The organism is Luteibacter flocculans, from assembly GCF_023612255.1.
In the GTDB taxonomy this organism is placed as follows: domain Bacteria; phylum Pseudomonadota; class Gammaproteobacteria; order Xanthomonadales; family Rhodanobacteraceae; genus Luteibacter; species Luteibacter flocculans.
Window position 1 is genome coordinate 2,885,743 of the sequence record NZ_CP063231.1, and the last position, 24,774, is coordinate 2,910,516.

Annotated in this window: 18 protein-coding genes, 1 tRNA gene and 1 pseudogene; 16 read left to right on the plus strand and 4 right to left on the minus strand. The window is 63.1% G+C overall.

What is annotated here, in order from left to right; translation table 11 throughout:
- Positions 1–30 precede the first annotated feature (30 nt).
- Together xseA and IM816_RS12470 are read left to right on the plus strand one after the other, a co-directional pair.
- The gene (gene xseA, locus IM816_RS12465; protein ID WP_250338327.1) at positions 31–1,377 is read left to right on the plus strand and encodes an exodeoxyribonuclease VII large subunit; all 1,347 of its coding nucleotides are present in this window, start codon (positions 31–33) and stop codon (positions 1,375–1,377) included.
- Between the two features lie 78 nt (positions 1,378–1,455).
- A complete protein-coding gene (locus IM816_RS12470) occupies positions 1,456–2,889 on the plus strand; it encodes an aldehyde dehydrogenase family protein (protein ID WP_250338328.1) in 1,434 nt (477 codons plus the stop codon).
- 9 nt (positions 2,890–2,898) lie between these two features.
- Here IM816_RS12470 and IM816_RS12475 read toward each other — a convergent pair whose 3' ends face one another.
- Together IM816_RS12475 and IM816_RS12480 are read right to left on the minus strand one after the other, a co-directional pair.
- Positions 2,899–4,272 (minus strand): FAD-containing oxidoreductase, encoded by a 1,374-nt coding sequence (locus tag IM816_RS12475; protein WP_250338329.1) that lies wholly within the window; start codon positions 4,270–4,272, stop codon positions 2,899–2,901.
- Positions 4,273–4,438: 166 nt separating this feature from the next.
- Positions 4,439–4,515 (minus strand) — tRNA-Arg (locus IM816_RS12480).
- 239 nt (positions 4,516–4,754) lie between these two features.
- On the opposite strand from IM816_RS12480, the gene IM816_RS12485 reads away from it, so the two are divergent.
- From IM816_RS12485 to IM816_RS12510, 7 genes and pseudogenes are all read left to right on the plus strand, one after another.
- Positions 4,755–6,968, plus strand: a complete 2,214-nt coding sequence (locus IM816_RS12485) for a hypothetical protein (protein ID WP_250338330.1) — start codon at positions 4,755–4,757, stop codon at positions 6,966–6,968.
- Between the two features lie 70 nt (positions 6,969–7,038).
- Positions 7,039–11,022, plus strand: coding sequence for an RHS repeat domain-containing protein (locus tag IM816_RS12490; RefSeq protein ID WP_250338331.1), 3,984 nt, complete (start codon positions 7,039–7,041; stop codon positions 11,020–11,022).
- A 23-nt stretch (positions 11,023–11,045) separates the two neighbouring features.
- Positions 11,046–12,221: an RHS repeat-associated core domain-containing protein gene (locus IM816_RS12495; protein ID WP_250338332.1), complete on the plus strand. Its 1,176-nt coding sequence runs from the start codon at positions 11,046–11,048 to the stop codon at positions 12,219–12,221.
- Positions 12,222–12,240: 19 nt separating this feature from the next.
- The gene (locus IM816_RS12500) at positions 12,241–13,401 is read left to right on the plus strand and encodes an RHS repeat-associated core domain-containing protein (RefSeq protein WP_250338333.1); all 1,161 of its coding nucleotides are present in this window, start codon (positions 12,241–12,243) and stop codon (positions 13,399–13,401) included.
- Positions 13,398–14,513 carry an RHS repeat-associated core domain-containing protein gene (locus IM816_RS12505; protein ID WP_250338334.1) on the plus strand — a complete coding sequence of 372 codons (1,116 nt, stop codon included), beginning with the start codon at positions 13,398–13,400 and terminating at the stop codon, positions 14,511–14,513. The genes IM816_RS12500 and IM816_RS12505 overlap by 4 nt, the downstream gene beginning before the upstream one ends.
- Positions 14,510–14,761 (plus strand): annotated as a pseudogene (locus tag IM816_RS18885) (RHS repeat-associated core domain-containing protein); the annotation flags it as partial. The gene IM816_RS12505 and the pseudogene IM816_RS18885, both read left to right, overlap by 4 nt.
- 411 nt (positions 14,762–15,172) lie before the next feature.
- On the plus strand, positions 15,173–15,664 hold the full coding sequence (locus IM816_RS12510) for a hypothetical protein (protein ID WP_250338335.1): 492 nt from the start codon (positions 15,173–15,175) through the stop codon (positions 15,662–15,664).
- A 58-nt stretch (positions 15,665–15,722) separates the two neighbouring features.
- On the opposite strand, the gene IM816_RS12515 is transcribed toward IM816_RS12510, so the two are convergent.
- Together IM816_RS12515 and IM816_RS12520 are read right to left on the minus strand one after the other, a co-directional pair.
- Positions 15,723–16,178: a GFA family protein gene (locus IM816_RS12515; RefSeq protein WP_250338336.1), complete on the minus strand. Its 456-nt coding sequence runs from the start codon at positions 16,176–16,178 to the stop codon at positions 15,723–15,725.
- 20 nt (positions 16,179–16,198) lie between these two features.
- Positions 16,199–16,516, minus strand: coding sequence for a DUF2188 domain-containing protein (locus tag IM816_RS12520; protein WP_250338337.1), 318 nt, complete (start codon positions 16,514–16,516; stop codon positions 16,199–16,201).
- A gap of 204 nt (positions 16,517–16,720) precedes the next feature.
- On the opposite strand from IM816_RS12520, the gene amaB reads away from it, so the two are divergent.
- The 7 genes from amaB to IM816_RS12555 all read left to right on the plus strand — a co-directional run bounded on the left by amaB (position 16,721) and on the right by IM816_RS12555 (position 24,748).
- On the plus strand, positions 16,721–18,256 hold the full coding sequence (amaB, locus tag IM816_RS12525; RefSeq protein ID WP_250338338.1) for an L-piperidine-6-carboxylate dehydrogenase: 1,536 nt from the start codon (positions 16,721–16,723) through the stop codon (positions 18,254–18,256).
- Between the two features lie 16 nt (positions 18,257–18,272).
- The gene (locus IM816_RS12530; protein WP_250338339.1) at positions 18,273–19,043 is read left to right on the plus strand and encodes a class I SAM-dependent methyltransferase; all 771 of its coding nucleotides are present in this window, start codon (positions 18,273–18,275) and stop codon (positions 19,041–19,043) included.
- On the plus strand, positions 19,043–20,071 hold the full coding sequence (locus IM816_RS12535; protein ID WP_250338340.1) for a quinone-dependent dihydroorotate dehydrogenase: 1,029 nt from the start codon (positions 19,043–19,045) through the stop codon (positions 20,069–20,071). Before IM816_RS12530 ends, IM816_RS12535 begins: the two co-directional genes overlap by 1 nt.
- A gap of 17 nt (positions 20,072–20,088) precedes the next feature.
- Positions 20,089–21,108 (plus strand): UDP-N-acetylmuramate dehydrogenase, encoded by a 1,020-nt coding sequence (murB, locus tag IM816_RS12540; RefSeq protein WP_250340752.1) that lies wholly within the window; start codon positions 20,089–20,091, stop codon positions 21,106–21,108.
- A gap of 200 nt (positions 21,109–21,308) precedes the next feature.
- Positions 21,309–22,430 carry an RHS repeat-associated core domain-containing protein gene (locus IM816_RS12545; protein WP_250338341.1) on the plus strand — a complete coding sequence of 374 codons (1,122 nt, stop codon included), beginning with the start codon at positions 21,309–21,311 and terminating at the stop codon, positions 22,428–22,430.
- Positions 22,431–22,565: 135 nt separating this feature from the next.
- Positions 22,566–23,672 (plus strand): RHS repeat-associated core domain-containing protein, encoded by a 1,107-nt coding sequence (locus IM816_RS12550; protein ID WP_250338342.1) that lies wholly within the window; start codon positions 22,566–22,568, stop codon positions 23,670–23,672.
- Positions 23,673–23,911: 239 nt separating this feature from the next.
- The gene (locus tag IM816_RS12555; RefSeq protein ID WP_250338343.1) at positions 23,912–24,748 is read left to right on the plus strand and encodes a hypothetical protein; all 837 of its coding nucleotides are present in this window, start codon (positions 23,912–23,914) and stop codon (positions 24,746–24,748) included.
- The last annotated feature ends 26 nt before the right edge of the window (positions 24,749–24,774 follow it).

Genomic DNA, 24,774 nt, shown 5'->3' on the forward strand with positions numbered 1-24,774 from the left:
ATGCGGCCGCCGTGCTAACCTCGGCGGTCCATGTCCGACCTAGACGACCGCGCCCCTCCCGAGATTTTCACGCCCTCCGGATTGAACCGGTTGGTGCGCGATCTGCTGGAAGACGCCCTGCCCATGGGTGTCTGGATCGAGGGCGAGTTGTCCAACGTGGCCCGGCCCGCCTCGGGCCACGTTTACTTCACCTTGAAGGACGCCAACGCGCAGGTGCGCTGCGCCATGTTCCGCATGGCAGCGTCGCGCCTGCGCTTCCGCCCTACGGATGGCATGCACGTACTGATGCGGGCGAAGGTCGGGCTCTACGAAGCACGCGGCGAATTCCAGCTCGTGGCCGACCATATGGAGCCGGCCGGCGAAGGTGCGTTACAGCGCGAATTCGAGCAGCTGAAGGCCCGGCTCGGTGCGGAAGGCCTTTTCGCTCCCGAGCGCAAGCGCACCCTGCCCCGGTTTCCGCGGCGCATCGGTGTCGTCACCTCCGCCTCGGGCGCGGCCATCCGCGACGTACTTAGCGTGCTTGGTCGCCGTCTCGGCCTCGCAGAGGTCGACGTGCTGCCCGTACCGGTGCAGGGACGGGACGCACCTCCCGCTATCGCGTCGATGCTGCGCCGGGCATCCGCCAGCGGTCGCTACGACGTCTTGCTCGTTACGCGTGGCGGCGGTTCGCTGGAAGACCTCTGGGCCTTCAATGACGAGAGTGTGGCGCGTGCGATCCACGCCAGCGCCGTCCCGGTCGTTTCGGCGGTGGGCCATGAGGTGGATTTCACCATCGCCGATTTCGTGGCCGATCTCCGCGCGGCAACGCCGTCCGCAGCCGCCGAACTCCTGGTTCCCGATGGTGCCGATCTTGTCCGGCAACTGGATCGCCTGCGCCAGCGCATGGCGACACTGACCACGCGGCGACTGCAGGCTGCCGCGCAGCGCGCCGACCATTGGCAGGCCCGGCTCAACGCGCAACGCCCACAAGCCCGCCTCGCGCGCGACGCACAGCGCCTGGAAGGCCTGCGCCGCCGCATCTATGCAAGTGTCGCTCAAGCGAATCACCTGCGACGCGCCCGCCTCGAACGACTGCAGGCCCGCCTCGCCGCGCAGCACCCGAAGCTGAGGCTCACGCCGTCGCGGATTCGCATCGCCGACCTGCGCCAGCGCATGGTCGTGGCGATGTCGCGCCGCGTAGAGCGCGACCGGCTGCGCCTTTCGGAACAAGCGCGCACACTGCACGCGGTGAGCCCTCTCGCCACCCTCGAACGTGGTTACGCCATCGTCTTCGACGAGCGCAACGCCGTGGTGCGTCGCTCGACGGACGTTGCCATCGGCGATCGTCTACGGATCATGCTGGGCAACGGCGAGATCGCGGTTCGCCGGGAAGACTAGCTCGGCTGGCGTACGTATACGGCGAGTGAACGTCTGGACCCTCATGCTTCGTCTCTTGCTTGCCGTACCGAGAACGCCATGCTCGCCAAAAGCTACCCGTACTACCTCGCCAACCGGCCCGTAAAGGCCGGCAAGAAGAAGCTCGACGTCGTCGACAAGTACACCGGCCAGGTTGCATCACGCGTCGCCCTGCCGGACAGTGCCGCACTGGAGCAGGCCATCGCGGCAGCTCACGCGGCTGCCGGTCCGATGAAGCGATTCCGACCGTACGAACGGCAGGCCGTACTCGAACATTGCATCAAGCGCTTCGCACAACGCCGCGACGAGCTGGCCTACGCGCTCTGCGTGGAAGCGGGCAAACCGATCAACGATTCGGTCGGCGAAGTGACGCGCCTGATCGAGACGTTCAAGATCGCCGCCGAGGAAGCCGTGCGCATCAACGGCGAAACGATCAACCTCGAGATCTCGCAGCGATCTGCCGGATACCACGGCTATACGCGCCGCGTTCCGCTGGGACCGGTGGCCTTCATCACACCGTTCAATTTCCCGCTCAACCTCGTGGCGCACAAGGTCGCACCCGCCATCGCAGCGGGATGTCCCTTTGTGTTGAAACCCTCGGAACGCACGCCGCTGGGCGCGCTGATCATTGGCGAGATCCTCGCCGAGACGAATCTACCTGTGGGAGCGTTCTCGATCCTGCCGCTGGACGGTAAGCACGCGGAACCGCTGGTGACCGATCCACGACTGAAATTGCTGTCGTTCACGGGTGGCCTCATCGGTTGGGATCTGAAAGCGCGCGCAGGCCAAAAGAAAGTCACGCTGGAACTCGGCGGCAATGCCGCCTGCATTGTCGACGAGGACCAGGAAGACCGCCTCGACGCAGTCGTGGATCGTCTCGTCTTCGGCGCGTTCTACCAGTCCGGACAGAGCTGCATCAGCGTGCAGCGCATCCTCGTTCACGACGATCTCTACGATGCCCTGCGGCGCAAGCTCGTGGCGAAGGTGAAGACCTTGAAGGCGGGCGATCCAAAGAAGAAATCCACCTTTCTCGGCCCGATGATCGACGAGGCCGCGGCGGAGCGGCTCGAAGGCTGGATCGCCGAGGCGAAGAAGGCCGGCGCACGCGTTCTTTGCGGCGGCGGGCGCAAGGGCTCAATGCTCGAAGCTACCCTGCTCGACAACGTACCGCGCAACGCGACGCTGCAGCGTAAGGAAGCCTTCGGTCCGGTGGCACTGCTCGAACGCTTCATGACGTTCGACGAAGCGATCGCCATCGTCAACGACTCCGATTTCGGCCTGCAGGCCGGCGTGTTCACCAACAACCTCAGCCACGCGATGCGTGCATGGGACGAACTCGAACAGGGCGGCGTCATCGTCAACGACGTTCCGAGCTTCCGCGTGGACAACATGCCCTACGGCGGCGCGAAGTCCTCCGGCATCGGCCGCGAAGGCGTGCGCTATGCCATCGAGGACATGACCGAGACGCGGCTGATGGTGATGCGCGACGTCTAGGGATGCTCCCTAGGCCGGCTTGAGGTCGCCGACCACGGTGGGGATGAGCTCCGACACCGTGGGATGGATGGGCACCGCCCACTGCAAGGTGTCGAGAGAGGCATCGGCGTTCATCATGTCGAGGATGCCGTGGATGGCCTCGTCGCCACCGGTGCCGAGGATGGCTGCACCGAGAATCTTCCTGGTTTCCGCATCCGCCACGATCTTCATGAAGCCGTGGGTTTCGCCTTTTTCCACGGCACGGCCCACGCGCGTCATGGGGCGCTTGGACACAAGCAACGGGCGGCCACTCTTGCGTGCCTGCGTTTCGCTCATGCCGACGCGTCCCAGCGGCGGATCGACGTAAAGCGCGTAGCCAAGGATGCGCTCGCTGACCTTGCGCTTGCCGCCGTCGAGCAGGTTCGCCGCCACGATCTCGTAATCGTTCCAGGCGGTATGCGTGAAGGCACCTTTGCCATTGCAGTCGCCCATCGCCCAGACCCCGTCGGCCGTGGTCGCCAGCGTATCGTCCACCACGATGTAACCATGCTCATCTACCGCGATGCCTGCCTTGTCCAGACCAAGGTCATCCGTGTTCGGCTGCCTGCCTACGGCAAGCAGCACGTGCGTGCCGACGACTTCGGGCTCACCCTCGTTGCAATCGACGCCAACGGCGACGCCACCCGGGTGCTGTGCGAGACGGATGCAGCAGGCGTCGGTACGCACGACGATGCCCTCGGCTTCAAGGAAGGTACGCACCTCGACCGAGACATCCTCGTCTTCGCGCTGGATCAGCCGTGGTCCCTGCTCCACGACGGTCACCTTCGCGCCGAAGCGCCGGTACATCTGCGCAAACTCCAGACCGATGTAGCTGCCGCCGACTACCACGAGGTGCTCGGGAACGGATTCCAGCGGAATGATCGTACTGTTGGTGAGGTAGTCCACCTCGTCGACCCCGGGAAAATCCGGAATGCGCGCACGGCCGCCCACGTTGAGGAACACCTGAGCCGCTTCGAGCGTCTCGCCGTTCACTTCAAGCCGTCGCGGGGCGGTAAAGCGTGCGTGGCCACGAACGAGCGTGAGGCCCGGCATGCTGGCCAGCCAGTCTTCGTTGCCCTTGCGCGAGTCGAGGATCACCTTGCGCGCCCGCGCCGCGATCGTCGGCATGTCGATGGCGATCGGGCCAGTGAGCACCCCATATTCGGCGCCACGCTGGGCCAGCCGGGCCGCGTAGGCGCTTGCGACCAAGGTCTTGGTGGGCTTGCAGCCGGTGTTGACGCAGGTGCCGCCGACCAGGTGCCGCTCGATGATCGCGACCGTCTTGCCCGCGCCCGTGAGGCGGTTCGCCAGGGCCGGCCCGGCCTGCCCAGCCCCCACGATGATGGCGTCGAAGGTACGGGTCATGGCGGGGCTCCGGGCGAGAAAAGTCCGTCCATGCTAGCGAAGCCGGGCGCTGGCGGCTTGCATGAGGTGTTGGAGGAACCGAGCAGCCAGAACTGTGCTTACTGTGCTAACGGAGGGCAATCCGACAGGGGCGGAGGTCCACACACTCCAGAAAAACGGCGGCAGATGGTGACCCCGGCCCGATTCGAACGGGCGACCTTCCCCTTAGGAGGGGGACGCTCTATCCAGCTGAGCTACGGGGCCATGCGATGTCGCTGCACAGGGACGATATTTTGCCCTGCCGAGCGCCCTGGGAATAGTACCGCATCTCCGGATGCACCTTTCGCGCAGATCGGATGATGCGCCGATAGCGGAAGGCGTGGATCTTCGAAAGCTCGTCGCTGCCGAAACAGCGTCACCTACGTCATGCAGCCTATGGGCAAGACCGAGCGATCGGCGCCCAATCGCAGGCAACCATCTCGCCGAAACGACAAGGAAGTCACATGAGCAGCAAGGATTCGAAAGATCAGACGGAAGCGGCGTGGAAGTCGCTCATCTACTTCAGGATCTATAAGGACTTCGCAGGCGAGTCACATTCGACCGCAAGGCTGTTCAACAATACGCGGCAGCAATGCGCGATCAGGATATCGATCATCGCAGCGAACGAATTCGACAGCCCCGTTCAATTGAGCGAGGCCGATCTGCGGACGATCGAACTGATCGAATACATTAGCAATCAGCCTTTGCCGCGCAGCGACGATCTCGCCAACCATCAGGCGTATCAGTACACCTCAAACCAAAGAGACTACGTCTGGGACGAGACGATCATCGCCGAGGCGCAGGACGACGTGCCCGATGCCACTGCACAAATGGCGGTTGAACCTCGCCAGGGCGCGCAGACCATCCAGTTGTTCGTCTCCACGAAAGCGACGTCTCGACTGCAGATTGCCGCTCGCATTCCCCTTCCCGGCGGAGCGGCCTATATATCCACCAATCACCTTGGCTTCGACGACACCGACGGCACCGGCGGCCCCAATAAGCTTTTCAACTCATCGGTCCTCTTGCAGCCCGCCACGTTTCCCACCCTTCCCGCCAGCGAATACGGAGAATTTGCCAGCGACGGCACCCTTCTCCCTTTCGACGTCGGCAACCGGGAAAATTTCTACTGGGCGAAGGAGCACCACATACACGTTCGGTTCAATGGCCGCCTGCTCCCGTTGAAGTCGGTCAGTGCCACGCCAACTGGCTCGGCGGGCTTCGCCGTCTATAAACAAGGCGGTTATTTCGACGACGCGAGATGGGGTATCAGCTACTACGGCCAACCCGGGGCCACTCAGCCGGAACACTTGCCCTTGCCACCGCTCAACAAGGTCGAACAGTACTTCGCGGGCAACCCTTCACGCAAAGCTTCAAAACCTTTGGGTCGGCAAAACAACATCTACTTTCCGCTGGATATGTTCAAGCGATGCGCGGGCCGAATCGAGGGTGCCGCCAGCACACGCGTCGTGGTCGGCCTTATCATGGGCAACCTCAGCGTCAGGTTTCTCAATGCGACTGGCCAGCAAGTGCCGGACAAAACCAATGCAGCGCTGCACATCGTCGACGAGTACGGCAACGCTCATGCTTTGTCGTTGACGTTCGGCACGAAAGCCAATCAGCTCCGGCTCACGGCCGCACGTGCCCACCCAAGCGATGAGATAGACGCGCCGATATCGCCTGAACCTCGCGCCGGCGACTGGTTCCTCCAGCGCATGAATGCCTCCATCGAGCAGACGCGGCTATACCGGAACGGCCGCCAGCAAGCCACGGTGCGGTTGTACGTAGAAGCTGAGCTCGATGGCGTCCTCGTCAAGCTCACCGAGCAAGAGCGACAGAATATCCGCCTGTTCAACTACTACGAAGAGGACACGATGCTGCCGTTCACCGACGATGGCCCGTCCAGCTCGTACAAGGGATGGTCGGCGCAACGCCGACACCGCGGCTACGAGCCACATCCTCTCGCCACGGGAACCGATGCGCGACAGGGCCCGGGTGAAACGCTGACGTTCCACGTTTCCGCAGATGATCTTGCTGCAGAACTCAATACTCTGACGCTCGCATTCGCCGTCAAAGGCGACGATGGCTCCACGTGGCGTTCCAATGGATGGATCACCAGGCCGACCGGCGATCGCTACTTCGCGGCGGCTTTCAACAATGGGTCGCTTACGGTGACCTCCGAACCCCCTCGCCAATACACCGCCGAGAGCTTTCGTCTCGACCGGCGGCCGCTCGCAGGCACGAGCGCAACTCGCAGTAAGGCGAAAAAGTCCGCCGCTCCGATCTTCGACGACATGGTCACGTTGTCGATCGCCGAACCAGGTGGCCAGTTAGTAAACATACGCCAGATGACATGCGCTCCAGCGGGAATGATTCACTGGATCAACAACCTGCCAGTCACATCCAATCCGTGTTTTACGGGCTACGCGTCGCCAGGCGAGTCGCAGGTCCACTGGAATCCCGAGGTGCCGAAGGGATCCCGCCCGCTACCGACACTGTCGTCACCGGAGGCGACCAAGGGAATGATTCTGCTTTGCGGTCGTATCGACATTCCACGCGCCGACCACGCCAACCCGCCGCGCGGACCGATGACCGTCAACCTCATCGACGCGTACGGCAGTTCGCAGACCTGCCGCATCGTATTCCTCGAAGGCACACGGGACGAGCTCGACGTCAGATAGCACCACTTATCAACAGGAAGGCCAAGCCATGATGGACAGGGACGTCCCGCACCCTCTGCAAGAGGGGGACATGTACTCGACCGCGTTTCAGTTCTACAGCCACATCAGTGCAAACGTCGATCCGCGCACGGGCGTGTTCAGCGCCAATGTCGAGCTCACCTCTGGCGAAGGGAACCGTCTGCGAGGACCCAGTTTCCCGTTCCGGCTCTCTTACAGTGCGCTCAGCGACGTCGACGAGGGCTTCGGGTCCGGCTGGCGCATGAGCCTCACCGAGCTCGACACGGCGTTGTCGATGCTTACCCTTTCGAGCGGCGACACTCACAAGGTGAGCGGCCTTCGCCCCGGTGCGCGGGCAAGCTTCCCGGACCGAAAGCTCGAAAGCTGCTCACTGACGATGATCGGCAGCCTTCTTCGGGAAGCCGTGGTGGAACACATCACGGGTGTGACCGAACACCTGGAGGCAAAACGCGGCAGCCCCGACTTTCTGATTCCCAGGCGCATCGTCAACGCCAGCGGCGACAGCTTGCAATTGCATTGGGATTACGTACCCAGCGGCCTTTATGCACTGACTCACATTACCGACGATGAGGGTGAGCTTGTCCTCGCCATCGACCACGCACTACCGGGCGACATCGGCGTAACCATTCCGCTGGGGCATGCCGAACTGACCGTGCGCTTCATCCGTCAGCAGGGCATGCTCAAACGCATCGTCGTCCCGGCGATCGCCGCCTTGAACAGCTTCCCCACCATCGAGGCTGACGAGGTGGTCTGGGAATTCGACTACGAAATCCTCGATGGCATGCCTCTGCTCGCCTCGGTCGTCTATCCCGATGGGATACGCGACACCGTCGATTACGATCGGATGGCGCTGCGACTGCCGACCGGTGCGCCGCGCGAATACATGCCAGCGGTCAGCAGGCGCAGGCGACGCCGTGCCAGCAACCAGGAAGTCATCCAGGAAAGCTCGTACACCTATAACCGCCACAACCAGCACAATTTCTACGGTTACCCGGCGGTGCGCAACTGGGAGAGTGCCCAGGACCAACTGCTGCACTTGATCGGCGCAGACGCATATCAGTACGGCTCTACGGAGACACAGTTCGACAACGGATCGGTGGTGTGTACCATCGCGCGCGACTACGATCAGTACCACCTCATCACGCGTGAACGCACCGTTCGCGGCTCGGTAGTGCAAGATATCGTGACCACCTACGGCGCTAAGCCGGGCACGCCCTTCGAGCAGCAGCCGACAACCTTCCAGCTTCCCCACAAGGTTACGACCAGTCTGTACGAAGCCGGGTCGCCGGAGGTAGAGCAGGCTACCTACGTGCAGAGCACATACGACGACATGGGTAACGTTTTGGTGCTCTACGACAGCGCCAACGACACCACCGAGCGTTCCACGTATTACCCTGCCGAGGGCGAGAACGACGACGACGGCATGGAGCATTGTCCGCCCGATCCGCTGGGCCTCGTACGGCGCCTGAAGAGCCAGTCGACGGAGCCCGGCGAGAAGGGCGGCCCGATCCGCCGCACACACTACCGATATGTACGCGTCCCGGTGAGGCAGAACGCCTTGGCGTGGACGGTCGACCGCACGTACTACATTCAGGCGTGCGACGAAATGAGCGAGGAGGTCGTGGACGGCAATATCGCGACGCTCGTACACAACGAACAGTTTTTCATCGTCGACCATGGTGCCCAGCACGGCAGCCTTCAACGCGAGACGCGCGAACAGGATGGTCTCACAGAGACCCGCGAGTTCACCTACACGTCAGACGATGCAGAGCGCACCGTCACCACGCACACGATCCACACCACGCACGACGGCATCGTCAGCCGGACGAGCGAGACGCTCCATCGCCCGAGTGGCTTGGTGCGAGCCACGCAGGACGCATTGGGCAACCGAGCCGTCTACACCTACGACGCGCTGGGCCGGCGCGTCAGCGAAGTGCTCGACCCCGACAATGACGAATACCGGGTCGAGACCCGTTGGCGGTACCAGTTGACGTTGAGCGAACGCTGGGTCGAGCGCATCGGCATCACCGGACTTCCGCACCGCGTGTGGATGGACGAACAAGGGCGGGTCATGCGCCGTGACGAGCCGCTCCCGAACGGCTCACTGATGACCGTGAACGAACTGGCGTACGACGTGTTCGGTCAGCTCGTTCGCCAAGTGGACAGCGATCGCCTTGCCGACCAGTCGCTGGTGCGCCGCGAGACCCTCTATGCCTATGACGACTGGGGACGTTGCAAGGCCGAGACGGCACCCGATGGCAGCCAGACCATCAGCTCGGTAACGCTCGTCGCCGATGCCGAGGCCGGGCAGGTATTGAAGCGGACAGAACAATGGCAGATCACGCCAGACGGCGCGCGGACAGGCTGGCGTTCCAGCTATCTCGATGCCGCCGGCAGGCAGGTACGCGCCGAAGCGGGCACGTGGTCCGAAACCGGGCTGCGTATACCGCACATCGCAACGCGCTGGGTCTACGACGGTATGGGTCGTTGCATAGCCACGATGGAATCGTTTCCACTGGCGCACACTGGCACGCGCATCGAGCGAATAACGCGACAGGCCTGGGATGCACACGACCGGTTGACGAGTACGGTGCTTCCTGACGGAACGATCGTGACGCGCTACTACGCCCCGGGGCACGAAGACGAGCTGATCGCACGATTGACCGTCACCGCACCGGGCAGCTCAGACGAACAGGTATTGGGAACCCGACTGTGGGATGGCCTCGGTCGGCTGGCCATCGAGCAGGCGGGGAGCTTGCAAACCCGGCATGACTACGTTCCGGGCCAGCTCAGCGCCGCCAGGAAAACGATGCCTGACGGCAGCCAGATTGCAATGAAGTACGACTTGCGCCTGCGAGAGGCGCTGCTTGGTTCCACGCTCACCGACGCGCGACACGCCACGACCTATGCCGTCACCGAGGCGTCGTACAACAAGCGGGCTGGGCTACCCGAGCGCATCCAGACGCCAGGTGGCAGCATGGATATCGGCCTCGACTACCTGGGACGCATGACCGATCAGGTCGTCTCTCTGACGGGCACCACGCCCCGCGAGTGTCACGTCGTCGTGACGCCAGGCGGGCTGGAAACGGAGCGAACCGGTGCAGACGGCATCCGCCGAATGTTCGCTTATGACAGCCTAGGTCGACTGATCGGCGTCGAAGACGAGGACGTATCGATCACACTGGCATACGACGCATTCTCGCGTCTTGAACGCCGTGCCGCGACGTCGGCCGATGGGCGTGCGGTGATCCAGAGTACGGAGTACGACGCGCTGGGCCGCGTGCTCGTCCAGTCCTGGGAACACGTCGCGCCGTCCTCCACCGAGCGATATCGGCTTGCGCTGAGCTGGCGGGCCGACGACAAACTGATCGGTCGCCGCTGGTACCGCAACGACGGTGCCCTGCTGCGCGAGGAAACGATGGACTACGACGATCGCGGTCGTCTCATCGACCATGTCATCGACGCTGCAGAGGCGGGAGAATATCCGCAGGATGAAATGCAGCACCCCTACGTGCGCCAACAGTTCGTGCACGACTGCATCGACAACTTGCTGACGGTAACGACCACACTGCTCGATGGGCGAGTGAACGTCACTACCTATGGCTACGATGCAATCGACATCGATCGGCTGGCCAGCGTAAGCAACAGCCTCGAAGGTTACCCTGGCCATGACATACCGCTTGCGCTCGTGTACGACGCGAACGGTAACCTCGTCGACGACGGCCAGGGCAGGCTCATCGAATGGGATGGCTCCGGCCGACTGATGTCGGTGACCTTGGCAGATCGCACCGTCATTCGCTACACACACGGCCCCGACGGGCGGATCAGCCAGGTACAGACGCCGGGACGAGCGACGTATCGCTATCGCGAAGACGGCGAGATTGCATTCGAAACCGATGCAATGGAAGCGCGTCGCTACATACGCGCAGAGGGCAGCGTCGTCGCCGAAACGCGACTTGCCGCATCCATTCGCGAAGTGCTTCTACTCGGCACCGACCCACAGGGATCGGTGGTGACCGAATCCGGCATGGACTGATCGACGACAAGGACGAAGACACGATGCACACGATCACTGCCATCCCTGTACCGCCACGCGCCTACGCTGCCTACGGGGCTGGCGTTCCCCTGCCCCACGCCCGATCCGCCTTTGCCGGCCAGGTGGCGGAGCCGGATACGGGCTGGTATCTGCTCGGCAACCGACCGTACAGTCCGACGCTCCGCTGTTTCCTGGCACCGGATACGTCGAGTCCTTTCGACAAGGGTGGCGTGCATCGCTATGCCTATTGCAGCGGCGATCCCATCAACCGCATTGATCCCACCGGCGAGGCGTGGACCGACTGGCTCATGGTGGGCATTGCATTGACCTTCGCCGTGGTGGGCACGGTGGTTTCGGCAGGCGCTCTTGCGGGTACGATCGCCGCCGCCGGATCCCTCGCCGCCGCCGCGGCCACCTCGGGCATCGTCGCCACCACGGTGGCCGCTGTCGCCGATGTCGTCGTGCTGTCGGCCACGATCGGCTCGACAGTTACCATGGCCACCCAGGACGCGAAGCTCAATGGCATCTTCGGCTGGGTGTCTCTCGGAGCCGGACTGGTCTCGGGCGCGGCCATGACTGCGGCCGTCAAACAAGGGGCCGAGTTCGGAAGAGGCGTCGGAAAAGCCGCGCAAGCGACCTCCTCCCGAGCCGCGTCATCCGCCGGCGCAGCATCGATGTTTTCGGCACGTGCGATCACCGCCGCTCGCTCGCCCACACGGATCGTGGACGACCTTACGATGCTTGCAACAGCCGCCGCGACGAGGGCCGTGCGAAACGTTACGACGCCAAAGAGCACAAGCGGTCGCGCCATCGTTTCCCTTGGCCGCCAGCTTCAGGCACCCGAACTCCGGAGCGCCGTACAGGGAGTGAGCGATAGCGGCGCACGCAGCGCCACCGTCTACACCGGCACGCCCGGCGCCCGGCGACAACCCGAGCGTGCCGGCGCCGTTATCGGTGCGCGAACGCCCGTGCGCAGCGATCCACACAATCTCGCGCGCCAGAGCAGAACGGCCAGCACAGACGTCAGCGTCGTGGAGACAGACCGCCTGACGCAGGAGCAGACACGACAGCGGTTGAACGAAAGCGGCGTCGCCGTGACCTCTAAAACATTCGGATTGCTCGACACGTCGGTGCTGGCCTCGTTGAACTTCCCCGAAGGCACGTCGAGCGACGCTCGCCGGATACGCGCGAGCATGTGACGAGCGGCGCGGAGTCTGCATGAACATCCCGTCCTCGCACCAAGCGGGCCCACCACGTGCCTATGGTGCTTATGGGGAAGGCCCAACGCTCGATTTGGCGCGGACCGCTTACGCAGGCGAAGTCCTCGAACACGACAGCGGTTGGTATCTACTCGGCGAACGACCTTACGCCCCCTTGCAGCGCCGCTTTCTTGCCACCGATCCAACGAGTCCCTTTGGCGGCGGCGGATTTAACCGCTACGCGTATTGCGTTGGCGATCCGATCAACCGCGTCGATCCGACAGGGAGCGTATCGATCCGCTGGTGGGCCGGGGGCACGGGGGACCGCGTCAGGATGCGCGGCGGCAGCCAGCAGTCCTCCTTGGGTGCCACCACCGGTGCCAGCCTGTCTTTGTCCATCGCCACGCCCGGCATGAGTACGCAGGTTGCCGCTTCCAACATCGACCTCGTGCCCAGCGTCGGCGTAGCCGCAGGATCGCGAGTACAGTCTGCGCGACCGAGCCAAGGCGTCCTCGGACAACTCGCACCGGGCTCGCCATCCTCGGCGAGCACAGCATTGACACCGCCGACACGATCCCTGCACGACGAGCCGTTCTTCGGACGCATGCCCACGATCTCGCACGAGAAGGCCCCGGGGAGGACGAGCCGTCGTGTGACCCAGGTCGTCGGAGACGCCATTCCGCCCGACATGATTGAACAGACCCGCTACGGTACGACGCGGGTCACCGAGGGCTGGATCGGTCTTCCTCACCGCAGGAATCCGGCGAGCACCATCTGGGCATCGGACACCGCCATTGTGGCGACGTACCTGCGCAGATTGATTGGCGAGCTGAGCACGCGCGGGGTCACGCGGGCCAACCTTTTCACGGGTGCGCACGGCGATCCGGAAGGCAAGCGAAACTGGAGTCGCACAACACGCCGTCGGAGAATGCGCGAGTCAGAGTTTTACCTGCACGACCTCAATACGGAAAGTGAGCTGGCCCGGGATAACCATGGCATCGAACTGGACGTCTACGACATGGCGATGATGGACAGGGAGGAATTCAGAGCAACGCTGGCGCAGGGCGGCATTCACATCATTGGCTGTTGCTTCGGCGCGGCAGATAGGGAAGTGATGGCGGCGCTGAATATCTGGCAGCTAACCGTCTACGTGCTGCCTTCATCGAGGCCGCCGACATGATTCCCCGGGCCTACGCTGCGTATGGTGCCGCGCCACGCGTGTCGGCTCGTGCAAGAACACGCTACGCGGGTGCAGTGGAAGAAGCATCCACCGGCTGGTACGTGCTCGACGAGCGTCCTTACGATCCGAAGCTCCGGCGCTTTCTCGCGCCCGATTCCAACAGCCCTTTCGATCGCGGTGGATTGAACCGCTATGCCTATTGCGGCGGCGATCCGATCAGTCGCATCGATCCCACCGGGCGTGCGTGGATGGACTGGCTGCGTCGACACTTCCGCCGTGACGTACCCGTACAAAGCAGTTCCGCCGGACAGGCAGCAAGTGCTTCGAGCGTGGAAGCGGCAGGCATCGCTTCCGGTGCGTCCACGCCGTCGACGGTCACCACGCTGGCTACCGGCGTGCGGAGCATCGTGGAGAACGTGGCGGCGGTCGGCGCGGCGACCCTCGCCGTTGGCGAAAAACTTCCCGATAACAGCGTGCTCGGGCTCCTCAAGGCGGCTTCCGCGCAATCCCTCGGTACCGACCCTCGCGCCAGCTACTACTACATCGGACGTCCACCGGGGCGCCTGTCGACGTACCCTGCAGGAACGCCGCAACAGCGACGGAACATCGTGGAGCAAGACGCGCCAGCTTCCATACGCAAGCTAAACGGTGCGGGCAAACCCGACCTCAAGAGGAGCTGGATCGGAATAGTGCATCCGAACAATCCAAGCAGTGTCGTCTGGGCAGCCGATACGAAGGTCAATTTACACAGCTACACCAAGGTATACCGCGAGCTATTTGATATCGGGTTTCCGGAGCTGACGGTTTATACCGGCACCCATGGGGAAATTGACGGACAAAACTGGAACCCGTGGACGGGTCGGCGACTCGATCCAGAGCCCGAAAGTTTCAATGTCGCTACTCGTCACGCGAATTATTCAAACCTCATTTCCGGCGGGCATAGACGGCTCAACATCGTGGATACCGCCGCGCTAAGTCGTGACGATTTCCAGCAGGCCCTGAGCAGGCGCGGCGTACACGTCATCGGATTCTGCTTCGGCATTGCGGACGAAGTCGTCGCTGAATCGCTGAACCTCAAGACCGTCACTCTTTACGTAAGGAAGACGCCATGAAGCGACCTGCATCGAACCCCACGGGGACACGGCGCTACGGTGCCTATGGCGTGCCGGCCGGTAGCACATCGGCGCGCACAGCGTACGCGGGAAGCGTTATCGAACGCGAGACTGACTGGCACATGCTCGGTGAGCGTCCCTACAGCCCTACATGCCGGAGGTTCTTCGCGCCAGATCCGAGCAGCCCCTTCGATCGCGGCGGCGTTAACCGCTATGCCTATTGCAGCGGCGACCCGATCAACCGCGTCGACCCTACCGGCAACGTATGGGAGCCTTGGTCGCGGGGCCCATTCCGCTTCAACGTCAGTTCGCATGCACCGATCCGCGGCCGCACCGCGCCCACCAGTCCACCGCTGGGCGCGACTGCAGTCACGCCGTCCGCCACGGCCATCGCAGCGACATCCACGGCTGACGTCGCGGGCGTTGCAGCGGCGATCCTGCCCGTTGCCCACCCTGCCGCGGGTCCATCGTCTACCCCGACGCTGGGCCCCACCGTGGGCGCCAGCGCAGCCGCGTCATCTGGTGCGGCGTCCACGCGGAGAGCCACGCCGCGGATAACGTTCATCGGGCAACAACCTTGGTTGAAGCGACGCGCACCGGGTGACATGAAGCCGTCCGAGGTCGTCTACGTAGGCGAGCTGCACATGCCGGCGACGAGAATGAAGATGAAGAAGGATCAAAAATCGCCAGGCACAAGGAAGAGCTGGATCGAGCTGCAACATCCCCAGAACCCGGCGAGCACCACCTGGGTGGTCGACAGCGTGATGAACCTGCTGAGCCTGAAGAAAATCTTCAAGCACCTCAGCAGCCAGGGCGTTGCCACGGCCAACGTTTATCACGGAGCCCATGGCGATTTGGCCGGACGGAACTGGGATCGGCAGACCGGCACACGATTGCTTCAGGTACCGGGAGACGCTGCGTGGGGCAAGGAGGCCCAGTCGCGTGCGGCAGACAACTACTCGATCGCCGTGACCCCAGTGGATATGGGGGGGCTTACCTTCAACGACATGGAAGCCAGGCTAGCCGGCGATGGAGTGCATATCTTGGGTATTTGTTACGGCCTTGCCGACCCTGTTGTGCTCAAGACGTTCAACCTATCTGTCGTGGCCGTCTTCGAACGGGAGTACGCGCGACAGAGTCGACTCTCATGACCGCGCGCAAACGCCCATAACGAGCGCACCGATCCGCCCGAGATATCGCCATACCATTCTATCGCCGCACGTAGCGAAGCACCCCCACGGGTTCGTTCACTCCGGCGGCGCGGTCGGCAGGATGATTCACCCCGTCGAACACCGGCACCTCCGCAAAGTCGAAGGGGCTGATGCCCTCCAGGCACGCCACGTTCACGCCGTACTGCGAAGGGTTCGAACGGCGCTGATGGAATGTGTAGATGCCGCACTTTGAGCAGAAAAAATGCTTCGCGGTGCGCGTGTTGAACTGATAGACGGTCAACGCGTCCTCACCCTGCTCGATCACGATGCCCGACAGCGGTGCCGATACCGCCACCGCGCCACGCATGCGGCAATACGAACAATTACAGCGCCGTGCGGAACGTAGACCGTCACTGAGTTCGACACGAAATTGCACGGCGCCGCAATGGCAGGAGCCACGAGAGGTGGTGATGTCTGGCAGCACGTGAACGCTCCGATGAAGGGTCCGCGCCATTCTACGCGCCCCAAGACGGGCTAATTCCGCCCGTGCCCTCCGTTATGCCCCCGTGCCATAGGAACGGGCATCGCGCCCACGGGCGCGGCGGCGTATCGGCCCACCGAGAGTTTTGGCAGCTCGGCCGGACGCTTCGCGTCGCTGCCAAAGGGGCGCCAGATGCCGTCCGCACCTTCGATGGCAATCCCGGTGCCAACGCCATCCGCGGCGGCCCGGTTCACCGCGGCCTGCAAGGCTTCGAACCGGGACGGAAACCGCCCCACCGGGCGCCCGTCGAGGCGCAAGGTCCACGACGTGCCGTCGTCGGGCTGATAGGTAATCTCGTAGACGCGGGTCATAAGGCGTTCCGCCGCTCGATAAGTTCAAGCACAGCTTGGACTTGCCGGCGTCATTGCCAGGTCGTCGGAGGTCGGGACAGCAGCGACGCCGCCGTGACGTTCGTCCCGCGCCGCACAACGAGTCGTGAAGGCGGTGTTTGCTAGAATCGCCGTTTTATCCGCGCGCCCCGGCATCCCGCCCGGGTGTCCGTCAAAGGAGTTCCCATGTCCGCCAAGATCCTCGCAGCGCTCGGTCTCAACGCCACCGAGTCGGGTACCTACCTCGGCCGCGGCCAGTGGGCCGGTACGAACGACGCCGGCACCATCACACCCGTGAATCCGGCCACCGGTGAGGTCATCGCTACGGTCCAGGCCTCCAGCGCCGCGGATTACGAGACCATCGTGCAGCGCGCGCAGGAAGCCTTCGCGATCTGGCGCACCACCCCCGCGCCGCGCCGCGGCGAAGCGGTGCGCCTGTGTGGCGAGGCCCTGCGCAAGCACAAGGACGCTCTCGGTTCGCTGGTGGCGCTCGAAATGGGCAAGATCAAGCCGGAAGGCGATGGCGAAGTCCAGGAGATGATCGACATCGCCGATTTCGCCGTGGGCCAGAGCCGCATGCTTTACGGCAACACGATGCATTCGGAACGCCCCGGCCACCGCATGTACGAACAGTGGCATCCGGTTGGCCTCGTCGGCATCATCAGTGCGTTCAACTTCCCGGTGGCCGTGTGGAGTTGGAATGCGTTCCTGGCTGCCATCTGCGGTGACATCTGCATCTGGAAGCCGTCGCCGAAGACGCCTCTCTCCGCCATCGCAACCATGAAGATCTGCAACGAAGCCCTGAAGGAAGGCGGTTTCCCGGACATCTTCTTCCTTTTCAACGATGCGGGTAACGAACTGGCACAGACCTTCGTCGACGACAAGCGCATTCCCCTGATCAGCTTCACCGGTTCCACCAAGGTCGGCCGTATGGTCGGCGAGCGCGTGGCGAAGCGCATGGGGCGCAGCCTGCTCGAACTCGGCGGCAACAACGCCATCATTCTCGACAAGTCGGCGGACTTGAAGCTCGCCATCCCCGCCATCGTGTTCGGTGCCGTCGGTACGGCAGGTCAGCGCTGCACGACCACGCGCCGTCTGTTCGTGCATGCGTCGCTGCACGACGCCGTGGTCGACACGCTGGTCAAGGCCTACGGCCAGGTCGAACAGAAGATCGGCGACCCTACCCTTTCCACGACGCTCATGGGTCCGCTGAACAGCCCGGAAGCGGTGCAGGGTTTCCTGAGCGCCATCGAACGCGCGAAGGCTGCTGGCGGCACGGTGCGCACGGGCGGCAAGGCACTCACTGACCGCAAGGGTAACTTCGTGCTGCCGACGATCATCACCGGCCTGCGCAATGGCGATGACGTGGTGCAGACGGAAACCTTCGCGCCGATCCTCTACGTCATGCCGTTCGACACGCTCGACGAAGCGATCGCCGAGCAGAACGCCGTGCCGCAGGGTCTGTCGTCCTCGATCTTTACCCAGGACCTCAAGGCAGCCGAGCAGTATCTGTCTGCTGCGGGTTCGGACTGCGGCATCGCCAACGTGAACATCGGCACTTCGGGTGCCGAGATCGGTGGCGCATTCGGCGGCGAGAAGGAGACCGGCGGTGGTCGCGAGTCCGGTTCGGACGCGTGGAAGGTCTACATGCGCCGCCAGACCAATACCATCAACTACTCCGATTCGCTGCCGCTCGCCCAGGGCATCAAGTTCGAGTTCTGAACCGCCCGGTGATGCCATGACTGACCTGCGCTCCACGGAACGTTTCTCCGATCGCGTCGAGGACTATGTCCGCTATCGCCCGGACTACCCGCGCGCGCTGGTCGACTGGCTGCATGGCCTCGGCGTCCATGCGGACTGGTCCGTCGCGGACATCGGCGCCGGTACGGGCATCTCCAGCAAGCTGTTCCTCGACGCCGGTCACCGCGTGACCGGCGTCGAGCCGAATGCGGCGATGCGCGAGGCCGCGGAACGGTGGCTTGCCGCGGACTCACGCTTTCATGCCGTGAATGGCAGCGCCGAAGCCACCGGACTGCCCGACGGCTCCATCGATCTCGTGATCGCCGGGCAAGCCTTCCACTGGTTCGACACCGAAAAGGTACGCGCAGAATTTACGCGCGTGCTTTCGCCGCGCGGGCTCGTCGCCGTCTTCTGGAACTCGCGCCGCCTCGTGGGTACGCCGTTCCTCGAAGGCTACGAGCGCTTGCTGCACGAATACGGCGTGGACTATGTGGGCGTCGCCGAGCGCTATACCGACGACGACAGCATGGCCCGCTGGTTCGGACGCGGCTACCGCGGCATGGCGTCGTTTCCGCATGGACAGAAACTCGACGAAGAAGCGCTGCGCGGTCGTCTGATGTCTTCGTCATACGCACCCAAGCCGGGCCATCCCAACCACGAGCCGATGCTGCGCGCCTTGCATGAGCTGTTCGAGGCGACACAGGACGGCGGCACCATCGACTTCGACTACGACACCCGCGTCTTTGCGGGTCGCCCGGAACACGCCTGATGTACGAACTGATCCGCCCCCTGCTCTTCGCATTGGATGCAGAGACCGCGCACGGTCTCACGCTCTACGCCTCGGACGTCGCGCAGCGCAGCGGGCTGTCGGGCTTCATTGCGAAGCCGCCCGCGGATCTGCCCGTGCGGGTGTTCGGTATCGACTTCCCTAACCCGGTCGGTCTGGCAGCAGGTTTGGACAAGAACGGCGCCCACCTCGACGGCCTCGCCGCGCTCGGATTCGGCTTCGTCGAGATCGGGACCGTCACGCCGCGGCCACAGGCTGGCAATCCCAAGCCACGCATGTTCCGCCTGCGGCACCATGAAGCCGTCATCAATCGACTGGGCTTCAACAACGACGGTATCGACGCGCTGGTACGCAACGTTGAAAAAGCCACATTCCGCGGCGTGCTCGGCATCAATATCGGCAAGAACAAGGACACGCCCAACGAGCGCGCGATCGACGATTACCTGATCTGCCTCGAACGTGCGTATCCGCTTGCCAGCTACGTCACCGTCAACATCTCATCGCCGAACACTCAAGGTTTACGCGACCTGCAGGAAGAGGAAACGCTGCGCCGCTTCATCGGCACGCTGCGCGAGGCGCAGGAACGCCTCGGTGCGCAGCATGGCAAGCGCAAACCGATGCTGCTCAAGATCGCGCCCGATCTCACCGAAACCGAACTCGACGCCATCGCCGAGGTGCTGCTCGCTTCCGGGATCGACGGCGTCATCTGCACGAATACCACCATCGACCGAGCCGACGTGGCGGGCGATCCGGCCGCGAACGAGACCGGCGGTCTTTCCGGCCGACCTCTGTTCGCGAAGTCCACCGGGGTTCTGCGCGGCATGCGCGCTCGTCTTGAAAACAGACTACCGATCGTTGGCGTAGGCGGCATTCTCGATGGCGACACGGCGGCCGAAAAAATGGCCGCGGGTGCCTCACTGGTACAGGTCTACACCGGGTTGGTCTACCGCGGCCCGGCACTGATCGCCGAGGCGGTCTCGGAAATTCGTCGGCGTGGGATCACGGCATGAACAACGCCCCGGTAGACATGGGCGGGTTCACGCTCGCCAGCGATGCCGCCCTGGGTGGCCGTAATACGCTGCGGGTGGATGCGCGGGCGCGCCTGCTCGCGGAAGTGCGCGACCCGACGAAGATTCCCGAACTGCTGGCCTACCCTGCCGTGAAAGCCGGCAAGGTGCTCGTGCTGGGCGAAGGCAGCAACGTGCTCATCAAGGGCGACTACGACGGCACCGTACTCGCCATGGCAACGCGCGGCGTGGAGACCTTCCAGCGCGACGATCGTGTATTGATCCGAGTCGCTGCCGGCGAACGTTGGGACGACTTCGTGCGCTGGTCGCTGGGCCAGGGCTTTGCCGGTCTGGAAAACCTGATCCTCATTCCGGGCACCGTGGGTGCGTCGCCCATCCAGAACATCGGCGCGTACGGCGTCGAAGTCGCGGAGTTCATCGACACGGTCGAAGCCTGGGATACGCACAAGGGCGAATTCGTGGTGCTCGACAAGGCCGCCTGCGCGTTCTCGTATCGCGATTCCACGTTCAAGCAGCAGGCGGGTCGGTGGATCGTCGTGGCCGTGACGTTCGCCCTTCCGCGCGAAAGACCGCTGTCGCTGGATTACGCAGGCATCCGCGAGGAAGTGGAGAAGATGGGCGTCGCGCGTGCCACGCCCTATCACGTGGCGGAAGCCGTCGTCCGTCTGCGTTCGCGCAAGCTGCCCGACCCGGCCGTGATCGGCAACGCCGGCAGCTTCTTCAAGAACCCCATCGTGCCCATGGCGAAGGCGGAAGCACTCGCGCTGGCGCACCCCGGCCTGCCGGTCTGGCCGCATGCCGGCGGCACAGCCAAGATCTCCGCCGGCTGGCTCATTGAGGCCGCAGGCTTCAAGGGCGAGCGCGATGGCGACGCGGGCATGTCCAACCGACACGCCCTGGTGCTGGTGAACCACGGCAAGGCCACCGGGCCACAGCTGTGGGCCTTCGCGCAGAAGGTCATCGCAGGCGTGCAGTCGACGTTCGGCGTGATCCTGGAGCCGGAGCCGTTGGTCGTTTGAATGGCGGCTTGCCAGGAGATTCCTTTTTCGCGTGCCGGTTCCACTCGACGCCGTATGAGGCGTCCGTTACCGTGACCCTGCCGGTCGTGGGAGTTCGGCCCCATGGAGCAGACCGCTTGTAGCGCTTGCGTGCGATACGTCCCGGCAGACCCCGGCGGACGCGTAGCCGAGCATGAACACGCGAACAGGGAGGTCGCACCGTGGTCTTAGAAGCACATATCTACGACGCTTATGGCAACCGGGCCGGCGCCATCGCGCACGCCCGTGCCGCGTACATCGGAGAAGCGCCGGAAGCGGCCACCGGCCACTACCTGCTGGGCGAGCGCCTGTACGACCCGACGCTTCGCCGATTTCACAATGCCGATTCCCTCAGTCCCTTCGACGAGGGCGGGGTCAACCGCTATGCCTATTGCAGCGGCGATCCGATCAACCGAACGGACCTGAGCGGCAATGCGTGGCGGGGATGGCCGTTCATCCCTCGCAGCCGTCTGAAGGCCGGCGGGGGCGCCGCAGACAACACAATCGTTTCACCTGCCGCACCGGACGCGGCGGTCATCGCCTCCGCTTCGGTGCTGGATGCAAAAATTGTGGCGGGAAGCGTTGCGTCTGGCGCCGCAATCGTCGACCAGGTTTCGGAAGCCATCTTCGGGACGCTGTCGTCGAGTCCCATCGACATCCGATATGCCGGATCGGTTCCACGGCGCGATCAGAACGGCGCTTTTTCCGGCAAACAGCGCGCAGGAAGCACCGACAATATGCGTTATCTGGGCAAGAGCCAGTCTCGTCACAAAGCGCCTGCCAGCAAACCCATTACCGTGATTTCCGACCCACAAGGCCGAGAAGTCTACGCTCACAGAAATGGCCGCCGTTATATCGAACCGAAGTGGCACGAGAGGCATATGAGCCTTGCTCACGGGGGAACCGTCAGCCACTGGTTGGCTGACGCCCCTATTGTCACCACACATGTTCTCGAGCCCTTACAACGAATTTCCGAGGCGACCTCGCAGGGACCCGAAACAAATATCTATGTCTACACTGGGGTTCACGGCGTGGACAACGGCCAAAACTGGGTCAATGGCAAACGGGCTTACAGTGCGCCGCTATCGCCGCCCGATATCCAGACCTTTGACATCTTTCGTAATCAGGTTCTGAACAACCTGGCCCTCCATAGCGAAGACATTTTCGGCATATCGACTCGATCGATGAAGGGTCGAATGCAGCGGCCAGGGTTCCACATACATGCCTACTGTTTTAGCGCGGTCGACTCGTTGGTCACCGATACGCTCAATGTCGACCCAATACCCATCTACCGCATTCCATAGCGAGCACGGTCCATCGTCCGATTTCGCGCCTCGCTTTCCCCGCGTTGCGCACGTCAGTAAAGGTAAGCTGCGACAGTTGAGAGGCGCGTCACGAACCTGCTGTCGTTACGCCGATCCGCAAGGAGGCACGATGCCATGGAACAGAATACCTACGGTGCCTACGGGCAAAGCGCCCCAACGAGCGACCACAGGCGCGCCGCGTACACCGGCGAGATTCGGGAAGACGGCACCGGCTGGTACGTGCTTGGAATGCGCGTGTACGTCCCGGCGATGCGTCGCCTCCTGAGTCCCGACGACACCAGTCCATTCGGCAGCGGCGGCATCAACAGATACGCGTATTGCGGTGGGGATCCCATCGGCAGGAGCGACCCCAGCGGCCGTTCCTGGTGGTCCTGGGTTGCCTCCACGATGGATCGGATCGAACTACCGATCACGACGGCGCGCCGCCCTTCGGGAAGTCACGACGCATTTACGACTCCGAAGTTGGCGGCAACGTTCGTGTTGCGCCCCGAGTCGGCTGCATTGCGCACTTCGATACGAAGGGGCGCTCCGTTGGACGAGCTCGTGGGAGAGATTCGCAGCTACGGAAATGCCCGCGTACCAGTCAGCGGACCAGGCAGTCAACAGACTCGCATGCTCTTCGGCACTGACTTTCCAGGTGTGCAGTGGCCGCGCGTCGGCAAGACCTTATCGGCCACACTATTCACGCCGGACAGGCGCACTATCCATGTCATTACGGGGCCAAGCGCGTTCAGCAACGACCCGACACGCGCAAGCCATGCGGCCCGTGGCGTCACATATCCACACTGGCTCGAACGCACCAACGACAACGGGGGTATTCAGTTCGCTGCCACCACTCCCGTCAATTTGAGCTACATGCGATCCCTGAAAAACTACATCGATGCTGCGCATCCCGGTGTTCCCATCACCATGTTTGCGGGAGCTCATGGTGGCCAGGGCATGAAGGTCTGGGAGAATGGCAGAAGGAAACATCTTGAGCAGCGATTCTTCGACTCGGTCGAAAGGAAAGTCAACGATCTCCGATGGTCGGTCACCTTGGTGAATTACGCTGATGTCAACGCCGAGGATATGCGTAACCACATGCAGTACGGCAAAGGTGTCGGCATTCACTTTACCTGTTACGGTGCTACCGACCATATGCTCATGCAAGCGCTCAATATCACCGACGTGACTTCCCGCTCCCTTTATCCGGTACCCGTCCCCGACGCCCCGTCGCCTTGACGTGAAACGGGCGGCACGCATTCGCAACTTGCGCAACCGGGAGCGGCCGTCGTCTGCGTTAATTGCTACGCACCGTAGCGGCGCGGCTTCGCGGTCCGTTCGCCATCGTGACGCATAGTCAGTCGATCAGGACGCGAGCCGCTTCAGATTGCCGAAATGACGCACCCTACGCTGATCGGCCTATGGTTGTCGCCACGCCAACGATGAAAAGTACATCGAACGGAAGCGAGGAGCGTGTCATGCCAAGGATCGGAATCGTACTTCTTGCCGTCATCGCTATCACGGGATGCATACGGCCCCAGACCCCGCCCACCGGTACGACCGGCAGGCTCGTGTTCTATGCAGGGAACGACGGCCAGGGCAAGGTCGTCTGCACCGTGCCCGTCAAAGACGGCACGTTCCTGAGGTCGACGTTCGCCGAACGGGGCTGCAGCAACGACGAGATCCATTCACTGCGGTACGAAAACGCAAAACAGGATGCCGCGCTCTGGATCTACGACGATGAAAACTGCGGCGACAGCAGCGACAACGCGGTAATCACCTTCACCGCGTCGGCCCCGTCGATCTTGGTGAAAACCTTCGATGAGAGCGGAACGCACAAGGGATATGACATCACCTACTCGCATCCCGACAAAGACAAGGGCGAGGCGTCCTGCTTTATCGTGAACGTGCCCGGGACGGGACCCCAGGCGAACACTGGCTTGGGTAAAGGCGCGAAGGCTGTGGGGTTCGTGAGGTTCTATGAGGGTTATAACGGCTCGCAGGACAATTTCTGTTCGTACACCATCAACACCTTGCCCTATTTTCGCCAGGGCAAGCCCTGCAAGAACGATGAAGCAAAGTCGTTGAAGTACGAGAACGTGCCGGCTGGCAGCACCGTCTACGTCTACGACAATCCAAATTGCGACCAAGGAGACGACTGGGCAGTCATGTCGACGATCCGGTTTGCCAACCCCCGTATCGTCGTGTGGAACTTCGAAGACAACGATCCTGATGACGCGTACGCCATTCGGTACCACAGGCAGGATGGCAATCTCGACGGGAAGGTATCTTGCGTCATCATCGACATCCCGTAACCGCCGGGCAGGTGAGGGGATGCGAC

Bases quoted from the DNA above. Each gene is read 5' to 3' on its own strand.
- xseA (WP_250338327.1), top strand. From the start codon at position 31: ATGTCCGACCTAGACGACCGCGCCCCTCCCGAGATTTTCACGCCCTCC.
- IM816_RS12470 (WP_250338328.1), top strand. From the start codon at position 1,456: ATGCTCGCCAAAAGCTACCCGTACTACCTCGCCAACCGGCCCGTAAAG.
- IM816_RS12475 (WP_250338329.1), bottom strand. From the start codon at position 4,272: ATGACCCGTACCTTCGACGCCATCATCGTGGGGGCTGGGCAGGCCGGG.
- IM816_RS12485 (WP_250338330.1), top strand. From the start codon at position 4,755: ATGAGCAGCAAGGATTCGAAAGATCAGACGGAAGCGGCGTGGAAGTCG.
- IM816_RS12490 (WP_250338331.1), top strand. From the start codon at position 7,039: ATGTACTCGACCGCGTTTCAGTTCTACAGCCACATCAGTGCAAACGTC.
- IM816_RS12495 (WP_250338332.1), top strand. From the start codon at position 11,046: ATGCACACGATCACTGCCATCCCTGTACCGCCACGCGCCTACGCTGCC.
- IM816_RS12500 (WP_250338333.1), top strand. From the start codon at position 12,241: ATGAACATCCCGTCCTCGCACCAAGCGGGCCCACCACGTGCCTATGGT.
- IM816_RS12505 (WP_250338334.1), top strand. From the start codon at position 13,398: ATGATTCCCCGGGCCTACGCTGCGTATGGTGCCGCGCCACGCGTGTCG.
- IM816_RS12510 (WP_250338335.1), top strand. From the start codon at position 15,173: ATGAAGATGAAGAAGGATCAAAAATCGCCAGGCACAAGGAAGAGCTGG.
- IM816_RS12515 (WP_250338336.1), bottom strand. From the start codon at position 16,178: ATGGCGCGGACCCTTCATCGGAGCGTTCACGTGCTGCCAGACATCACC.
- IM816_RS12520 (WP_250338337.1), bottom strand. From the start codon at position 16,516: ATGACCCGCGTCTACGAGATTACCTATCAGCCCGACGACGGCACGTCG.
- amaB (WP_250338338.1), top strand. From the start codon at position 16,721: ATGTCCGCCAAGATCCTCGCAGCGCTCGGTCTCAACGCCACCGAGTCG.
- IM816_RS12530 (WP_250338339.1), top strand. From the start codon at position 18,273: ATGACTGACCTGCGCTCCACGGAACGTTTCTCCGATCGCGTCGAGGAC.
- IM816_RS12535 (WP_250338340.1), top strand. From the start codon at position 19,043: ATGTACGAACTGATCCGCCCCCTGCTCTTCGCATTGGATGCAGAGACC.
- murB (WP_250340752.1), top strand. From the start codon at position 20,089: ATGGGCGGGTTCACGCTCGCCAGCGATGCCGCCCTGGGTGGCCGTAAT.
- IM816_RS12550 (WP_250338342.1), top strand. From the start codon at position 22,566: ATGGAACAGAATACCTACGGTGCCTACGGGCAAAGCGCCCCAACGAGC.
- IM816_RS12555 (WP_250338343.1), top strand. From the start codon at position 23,912: ATGCCAAGGATCGGAATCGTACTTCTTGCCGTCATCGCTATCACGGGA.